The sequence below is a fragment of the Streptomyces sp. NPDC059582 genome, from assembly GCF_042735715.1.
In the GTDB taxonomy this organism is placed as follows: Bacteria; Actinomycetota; Actinomycetes; order Streptomycetales; family Streptomycetaceae; genus Streptomyces.
In genome coordinates this window covers 33,723-38,827 of sequence record NZ_JBHWCC010000072.1, presented here as the reverse complement: position 1 = coordinate 38,827, position 5,105 = coordinate 33,723, and the positions used below count along the sequence as shown (strand labels likewise).

The 5,105-nt window shown below is 70.7% G+C and carries 4 protein-coding genes; all 4 read right to left on the bottom strand.

Features of this window, described 5'->3' with window-relative positions:
- Positions 1 to 102 precede the first annotated feature (102 nt).
- Genes kdpA through kdpF form a run of 4 tightly spaced genes read right to left on the bottom strand, consistent with a single transcriptional unit; the run spans position 103 to position 4,884 of the window.
- Positions 103 to 1,752, bottom strand: coding sequence for a potassium-transporting ATPase subunit KdpA (gene kdpA, locus ACFV0T_RS38115; protein WP_385789497.1), 1,650 nt, complete (start codon positions 1,750 to 1,752; stop codon positions 103 to 105).
- A 2-nt stretch (positions 1,753 to 1,754) separates the two neighbouring features.
- A complete protein-coding gene (locus ACFV0T_RS38110; protein WP_385789495.1) occupies positions 1,755 to 2,615 on the bottom strand; it encodes a potassium-transporting ATPase subunit C in 861 nt (286 codons plus the stop codon).
- A gap of 2 nt (positions 2,616 to 2,617) precedes the next feature.
- The gene (kdpB, locus tag ACFV0T_RS38105) at positions 2,618 to 4,795 is read right to left on the bottom strand and encodes a potassium-transporting ATPase subunit KdpB (RefSeq protein ID WP_385789493.1); all 2,178 of its coding nucleotides are present in this window, start codon (positions 4,793 to 4,795) and stop codon (positions 2,618 to 2,620) included.
- Positions 4,795 to 4,884: a K(+)-transporting ATPase subunit F gene (gene kdpF, locus ACFV0T_RS38100; RefSeq protein ID WP_385789491.1), complete on the bottom strand. Its 90-nt coding sequence runs from the start codon at positions 4,882 to 4,884 to the stop codon at positions 4,795 to 4,797. The genes kdpB and kdpF overlap by 1 nt, the downstream gene beginning before the upstream one ends.
- Positions 4,885 to 5,105: the final 221 nt, after the last annotated feature.

The following is a 5,105-nucleotide window of genomic DNA, read 5'->3' as shown; positions in this document are numbered from 1 at the left end:
GCCCGCGGCTCTCGCCGCGGGCCACGCCGTAGCGACGTCGTCGGGTGTGGGTGCCGTACCGGCTGAGTCTGTGAGGGGGTCGTGGACTCAGCCGGTACGGGGCTACAGCAGTCCGTCGGCGATGGTGCCGAGGGAGAGTGCCGGTAGGAAGTTGAGCAGCGCCAGGACGACGGCCGCGGCCGTGGTGAGGACGACGAAGTTGACGCCCTGGGCGCGCAGCGTGCCGACCGTGACGACGCCCGGCTGCTGCTTGGCGAGCCGTCCGGCGAGGGCCAGTACGGCGACGATCGGGAGGTAGCGCCCTGCCAGCATCGCGAACACCATGAGGAGGTTGTGGAAATCGGTGGCGCCGTTGAAGCCCGCCATCGCGCTGCCGTTGCTGTTCGTGTTGCTGGTGTAGGCGTAGATCAGCTCCGTCAGGCCGTGCGCCCCGGGGTTGCCCATCGAGGTCTGCCCGTCGCCGAAGGCGAGCGCGATGCCCGCGCACGCCAGGATGACGGTGGGCGGGATCAGCGCGTACACCACGACCCACCGCATCTCGCCGAACCCGATCCGCTTGCGCAGGTATTCGGGCGTGCGGCCGACCATCAGCCCGCCGATGAAGACGGCCACCAGCACCACCATGATCAGGCCGTACAGTCCGCTGCCGGTTCCGCCGGGCGCGATCTCGCCGAGCATCATCGCGCTCAGCAGCACCCCGCCGCCGAGGCTGGAGAAGCTGTCGTACGACGAGTTGGCCGCGCCGTCCGCCGAGCCCGTGGCACCCACGCCGAACAGCGTCGAGCCGGGGATGCCGAAGCGGGTCTCGGTGCCCTCGTACTGGCCGCCGACCGCCTGGGTGACCGTGCCGGTGTGCGCGGACTGGGCCAGCGTTCCGGCCGCGAGGAGCAGGCCGAACAGGATGCCGACGACCGTCAGCAGGGTCCAGCTCTGCTTCACGCTGCCGATCATCCGGCCGAACATGCGGATACAGGCCGTCGGGATCAGCAGCATCAGCACGATCTCGAAGGCGTTGGTCCAGGCAGTCGGGTTCTCGAAGGGATGGGCGCTGTTGGCGTTGAAGACGCCGCCGCCGTCACCGGTGAACAGTTTGATCGGCTCCCAGGAGCCGACCGGTCCGTCGAGGATCGTCTGCCTGCCGCCCGCGACGGTGGTGACGGTGTGGCCGGCGCCGAGGCTCTGGATCACCCCGCCCGCCATCAGGATCAGGCCGCCGACGACCGCCATCGGGAGCAGGACGCGCACGATCGTGCGCAGGAGGTCGACCCAGAAGTTGCCGAGGTCGTCGGTGCTTCGCCGGACGAGCCCCCGCACCAGGGCGAGCGCCACGCAGATGCCGACCGCCGCCGACGCGAACGCCTGGACGCCCAGGCCCGCCATGACCGCGAGGTGCCCGGTGGTCGACTCACCGGCGTAGTTCTGCCAGCTGGTGTTGGTGGTGAAGGAGACGGCGGTGTGCAGCGCGAGCCGCCACGGCATGCCCTCGTGGCCCGTCGACCAGGGCAGTTTGCCCTGGAGGGTGAAGAGGGCGAAGAGCGCCGCGACGCTCATGACCGAGAAGGCGAGCAGTGCGGTGAGGTAGTGCCGCCAGGTCTGCTCCTTGTCCGGGTCGATTCCGCAGACACGGTAGAGGGCCCTCTCACCGCGTCGGTGTGTGCCGCCGTCGAGGGCTCGGGCCATGTAGTCGCCGAGCGGAACGTGCAGCCCCACCACCACGGCGAGGACGAGCGATGCCTGGATCCAGGCCGCCATGATCAGGCTCCCTGCTGGGGGTAGGTACGGTCGAGCGCGATGTTCAGCTCGACGACATTGACGCCCGGCTCGCCGAGCACGCCGAGTGTGCGGCCGGTGGTGTACTTCTCGATCAGCTCGCGTACCGCGGCCACGCTCGCGCCGCGCTCGTGCGCGACCCGCGGAGCCTGGAGCGCCGCGTACGCCGGGCTGATGTGCGGGTCGAGCCCGCTGCCGCTCGCGGTGACCGCGTCGGCGGGTACCACCGGGTCGGCCGGTGCGTCGCCCCGTACCGGGACGGTCACGGCGTGGCTGTAGTCCGCGCCCGGCTCGGCGCAGGTGACGCGAACACCCTTGTAAGCGGCGAGGAACGGCTTCGCCGGGCACGCCTGGTCGAGGCTGACGACGCGGGTGACCCTGCCGCTCGTGCCGCCGTCGTGGAAGACGCCGAGGACCGCGCCGAAGCCGTCCGGCGTGCAGAACGGGCGGGAGCCGTCGACGTTTTCGAGTTCGCCGACCGCCTTGCTGCGCCCGCACACCAGGGTGAGCAGGCTCGGCTTGTCCGGGGTGTCGACGACGGACTCGGGGCCCTGGTTGCCGGCCCCGGACGCGGTGGCGTCGTACCCGGTACCGGCGTTGGAGGGCCGGGACTGGAAGTAGCTCCTGACCGGGTTGCCCTTGCCGTCGGTGAAGGACTGGCCGATGAGCGAGGACCCGGCGAGCCTGCCGTCGGCGCCGGATACCTGGGATCCGCCGTCCAGCCCGGGGACTTGGGCGAACGCCGTCATGGCCAGGGGATAGGCCAGGCCGGTCAGGAGGGTCAGCACGAGGACCACCCGGAGCGCCGCGAGGTGCTGGGCGAGCCAGTGCGGGATGCGTTTCATGATCAGATCCCCGGGATGAACTGGACGAGGGCGAAGTCGATGAACTTGATGGCCAGGAACGGCGCGATGACGCCGCCGAGCCCGTAGACCCACAGGTTGCGGGTGAGCAGGGCCGAGGCGGAGGAGGGCCGGTAGCGCACGCCGCGCAGGGCGAGCGGGATCAGTGCCACGATGACCACCGCGTTGAAGACGACCGCGGAGAGGATCGCGGACAGCGGCGAGTGCAGGTGCATGATGTTGAGGCGGTCGAGTCCCGGATACACGGCGGCGAACATGGCCGGCAGGATGGCGAAGTACTTGGCGATGTCGTTGGCGATCGAGAAGGTCGTGAGCGCGCCTCGTGTGATGAGGAGTTGCTTGCCGATCTCGACAATCTCGATGATCTTCGTGGGGTCGGAGTCGAGGTCGACCATGTTGCCGGCATCCTTGGCGGCCGACGTACCCGTGTTCATCGCCACGCCGACGTCCGCCTGCGCGAGGGCGGGGGCGTCGTTCGTGCCGTCACCGGTCATCGCGATGAGGTGACCGCCGGCCTGCTCCCGCTTGATCAGCTCCAGCTTGTCCTCGGGGGTGGCCTCCGCGAGGAAGTCGTCGACGCCCGCCTCCTCGGCGATCGCCTTCGCGGTCACCGGGTTGTCGCCGGTGATCATCACCGTGCGGATGCCCATGCGGCGCAGTTCGTCGAAGCGTTCCCGTAGGCCGGGCTTGACGACGTCCTTGAGGTGGATGACGCCGAGGACCTCGGCCGTGCCGTCGGCCCTCGACTCCGCCACGGTCAGCGGCGTACCACCCGATGCGGAGACCTGCCGTACGGTCGCCTCCAGGGCGGGCGGCACCTCGCCGCCCTGCTCGCGGACCCAGGCCGCGACCGAGGCCGCCGCGCCCTTGCGCAGCCGCCGACCTTCTCCGGCTTCCGGCAGATCGACGCCGGACATCCGGGTGGCGGCGGTGAACGGCACCCACTGGGCGCCGTCCTCGACCCGCTGAGTCAACTGGTACTCGGTGTGGGCGAACTCGACGATCGAGCGCCCCTCGGGCGTCTCGTCGGCCAGGCTGGACAACAGCGCCGCCGTCGCGAGCCGTTCCACGGAGACATCGCCGACCGTCAGGAACGCGCTGGCCCGCCGGTTGCCGAAGGTGATCGTGCCGGTCTTGTCGAGCAGCAGGGTGCTGACGTCACCGGCGGCCTCGACGGCCCGCCCGGACATGGCCAGTACGTTGCGCTGCACCAGGCGGTCCATACCGGCGATGCCGATCGCGGAGAGCAGCGCGCCGATGGTCGTCGGGATCAGACAGACCAACAGCGACACCAGCACGATGCCGGTGACGCCGTCCGCGGTCAGCGCCGCGGTGTCGTGCGCGGCGGCCATCGCGTCCTTGGAGAAGATCGCCATCGGCTGGAGGGTCACGACCGCGACCAGGAAGACGAAGGTCAGCATGACCAGCAGCAGGTTGAGGGCCAGCTCGTTGGGCGTCTTCTGCCGGTTGGCGCCCTCGACGAGGGCGATCATCCGGTCGAGGAAGCTCTCGCCGGGCTGCTGGGTGATGCGGACGACGAGGTGGTCGGAGAGGACCCGGGTGCCGCCGGTGACCGCGCTGCGGTCGCCGCCCGATTCACGGATGACCGGCGCGGACTCCCCGGTGATCGCCGACTCGTCGACGCTTGCCGCGCCCTCGACGACATCGCCGTCACCGGGAACGAACTCCCCGGCCGGTACGGACACGATGTCGCCGCGCCGCAACTCCGAGGCGGCCACGGCCTCTTCGAGGTAGGTGCCGTCGGCGGCGCCGGGCTCCCAGCCCGCGAGCCGCCACGCGGTGGTCTGCTGCCGGGTTTTGCGCAGCGAGTCGGCCTGCGCCTTGCCGCGGCTCTCCGCCACGGCCTCGGCGAGGTTGGCGAAGACCACCGTGAGCCACAGCCAGCCGGTGATCAGCCAGCCGAACAGGCTGGGGTGGACGATCGCGATGCCCGTGGTCAGCGCGGCACCGACCTCGGTCACGAACATGACCGGGTTACGGAACAGGGCCACCGGATTCAGCTTGGTGAACGCCTGCGGGAGCGCGCGCCACAACTGCGTCGGATCGAGCATTCCGGCGCCGACCCGGCGCGGCGGCGGCTCGTTTCCTGATGGAGGCGACTCCGGCGCGGGTGCGGGCAGGGTCTCGGCGGGGGCGGACATCAGAACTTCTCCGGCTTGATCAGGGCGAGGATCAGATAGGCGAGCAGGACGACGGCCACGATCAGGCCGACGGTGTTTTCGACGGTCATCGAGACCTCGTCCTCACGGGTAGGAGCACGGACAGGGGTTGAGGCACGGGCAGGGGCGTCGGCAGAGGCATGGGCAGTGGGGCGACTCGGGAATCGTTGATCTCCCGGACGTGGGGGGCGGGGGGGGGGGGCCGGCCGGCCCCCCCCCCCGGCCCCCGGGGCGGCCCCGGGGGCACCTCCCGGAGTGCCGCGGGGGGGGGTTGTGGAGCCGCTCGCCGCGG

Coding starts and splice junctions, on each gene's coding strand:
- kdpA (WP_385789497.1), bottom strand. CDS start 1,752: ATGGCGGCCTGGATCCAGGCATCGCTCGTCCTCGCCGTGGTGGTGGGG.
- ACFV0T_RS38110 (WP_385789495.1), bottom strand. CDS start 2,615: ATGAAACGCATCCCGCACTGGCTCGCCCAGCACCTCGCGGCGCTCCGG.
- kdpB (WP_385789493.1), bottom strand. CDS start 4,795: ATGTCCGCCCCCGCCGAGACCCTGCCCGCACCCGCGCCGGAGTCGCCT.
- kdpF (WP_385789491.1), bottom strand. CDS start 4,884: ATGACCGTCGAAAACACCGTCGGCCTGATCGTGGCCGTCGTCCTGCTC.